Consider the following 2,780-nt stretch of genomic DNA (forward strand, 5'->3'; position numbering starts at 1 on the left):
ACGCCTGGCGTTGATGCTAACCTCGCTCGCGAAATGATGACTGCCGTTCACCAAACAGGCATGCTCGGAATGCTGGCGATTGGAACTTCTCAAGAAGGGGCCAGCGAGTCTTATATTGAACAAGTGGCAATGGCCTCCAAAGCCGCTGGTGCCGATATTGTTCACATCGGTGATGGAGGATACAGTGGAATCGCACCACCTGAAAACATCATGCAACTGGGGATTACCCTTCGAGGACGACGTCATCAATACAAACGTATGGCAAACCGTCGCTAAATAGGCGTTCAACCCACTCTATAATTTAGTCAAAATACGAACAAGCCAGTCCATCCCTAGGCTGGCTTTTTTGACGTTTGTAGCTTTTTAGACATTTGTAGCTTTTTAGACGTTTATGGCAATGCAAACTCAGCCATCAGATGTCGGTTCGACTCACCTTAACTGCTCAAATGGCACCTAGCCAAACCGGTTAATCAGCTCTGGCTAAGCTTGCCAATAGACATTCGCTAAGACCGCTTTAAAACGGCCATTACTGGTTAAAGAAAACACGGTGTGTAGACTCGATAAATCCACGCCAGAATCAAAGAAGTGTTGGCAAGGAACTTGAAACTGAACAAATTCGTCTGACGCTCCCATTAAAGCCTGGTTCAATGCATACGTCACCACATCCCCTGTATCACTCTCCAGCATGTTAAACGGGCGAGTTACTGTCACCAGTACGTCATCACTCGGGGCTTCAAGCACTTTCAACTCGAACGAAATTAAGCCCTTTTTGTAGTCGCTGAGGTCCTCCCCCTCGCTATTGGTCGTCTCAATGTACAACGCATTAACACCCTCTAAAAATGTGAACTCAACAGCGTCTTGCTGCTGCTGATAATTAAAAGGCGTGGTCACCAAGGTCGTCAGTTTCATGGCATTATTTCTAGAGACATCCATACCTTCTTCATTGTGAGTGTCAGCGACCTTGCACTGATAATCTCCAATGGTCGCTTGAATACCGTACATGTGAGTTTGCTGTGCGAGCGTGACCTCTGATTCGGTATCGAACTCAAGTTGGTCGAGATCCCGATCTTGTTTCTTGTCGGTGTAGTTAAGCCCGTAACCATAATCAAAGAGCGGCGCGTGCTCACCTTGAGGATCTTGCTCGTTTTCCGGTAACTCGTACTGGCCAATATGTGGTGGAATTCGATTCACCGTGTAGCTTGACTTTTTATTTGGCCAACTAAAGGAAAGCACACCATGAAAATCAAACTTCGGCTGATTATTATCATCTGCAACCAGCAAGTCGATGATGCCTTTACCTTCGCTTCCTGGTAAAAATGCCGCCACAAACGCATCCGAACGAGCGATTTCTGTATTCACATAAAGAGGCCGCCCGCTGAAAAATATTGAGACAACCTTGACCCCTGCCGCATGCAACTTGGCTATTTTGGCGCAATCTGAGGCGTAACTGCGTTTCAACTTAGCAAATTCTAGGCTTTGCCACGCTTTAATATCGCCCATCATTTCAGCGTAGGGATCTTCACCAAACACGACGATAGCCGTATCCCCCGAAACCAATGGACAGGTCAGATCGGGATCATAAATAACGTTCTCTTCGCCAAGCTCAGCTTCTAGCCCCATTTTCACCGTTGTTGCGCCAGGAAAATCGCCCAGGGCATTTTCATCACCTTGCCAAGTCAGGTTCCATCCACCAGATTGTTTTTGTAAATCATTGGCTGCGCTGCCGGTTAAAATAACGCGCTGGTTTGATTTAAGCGGCAATATTTCATTTTTGTTCTTCAGTAGAACCAGTGATTTACGAACCGCTTCTCTTGCTACGCTGCGATGTTCAGGTGCGCCTAGAATCGCTTGGTCACCGGCCAGAGCACGCATTGAAGGCTGCGGTTTATTCCACAAACCCGCTCGCATCTTAACCCGAAGAATTCGTGTCACAGCATCGTCAATCCGGCCCATTGGTATGGTACCCCGTTGAATATCAGCAACGGTGTTGTGGTAGACCGCTTGCCAATGCTGGCGAACAGGAATCATTAACACATCGTTACCCGCGTTAATCGCGTACCGTGCGTCTTCATTTGAACACTTACTTATCTCGGCGTGACCGTTCCAGTCGGTGACAACCAGCCCGTCAAAGCCCATTTGCTCTTTAAGTACATCGGTTAACAGATATTTACTGCCATGAATTTTCTTGTTGTATGGCTCATTGATGCTCAGATCATGGTCATAATTGCTTTCGTGGTCCCAACTGTTAAACGAAGACATCACGACTTGAGCCCCCGCTTCTAAACCACTGAAATACCCCATGGCATGAATATTACGCAATAGATCTTCACTGTAACGGTTAATTCCACGATCAATACCGATCATTGTTCCACCATCGCCGACCCAGTGTTTTACATTTGAAATGACATGATAGTCATCTTTCAGCTCTGCGATATTGCCTTGTAAACCCTTTACCATTTCGCCTGCATACGCATACGTGATCTCTGGATCTTCTGAATAGCCTTCATACACGCGCCCCCAACGCAAATCTCGAGGCGTAGCAACCGTCGGTGCAAATGTCCAATCCAACCCCGTTGCAGCAACTTCTAGGGCGGTAATTCGGCCGATTTTTCGGATCAATTCAGGGTCACGAGCGCAACCTAAACCAATATTGTGTGGAAAAACCGTCGATGAAAACACGTTGTTATGACCATGGACTGCGTCAGTTGCCCACATAAATGGAATACGGAAGGGCCGATGAGAAAAGGCTTGCTCAGTCGCAGATCGGAAGCGCGGTTCAG

General features: G+C 47.3%; 1 protein-coding gene and 1 pseudogene. One reads left to right on the top strand and one right to left on the bottom strand.

Annotated features, from left to right (window positions below):
* Positions 1 to 276, top strand: a pseudogene (locus ACP45E_RS14520) (dihydrodipicolinate synthase); the annotation flags it as partial.
* A gap of 204 nt (positions 277 to 480) precedes the next feature.
* Here ACP45E_RS14520 and ACP45E_RS14525 read toward each other — a convergent pair.
* Positions 481 to 2,780 (bottom strand): glycoside hydrolase family 3 protein (locus ACP45E_RS14525; RefSeq protein WP_069585166.1); only part of this gene is annotated, 2,300 nt, incomplete at its 5' end.

The organism is Vibrio genomosp. F10 str. 9ZD137, from assembly GCF_049974785.1.
In the GTDB taxonomy this organism is placed as follows: Bacteria; Pseudomonadota; Gammaproteobacteria; order Enterobacterales; family Vibrionaceae; genus Vibrio.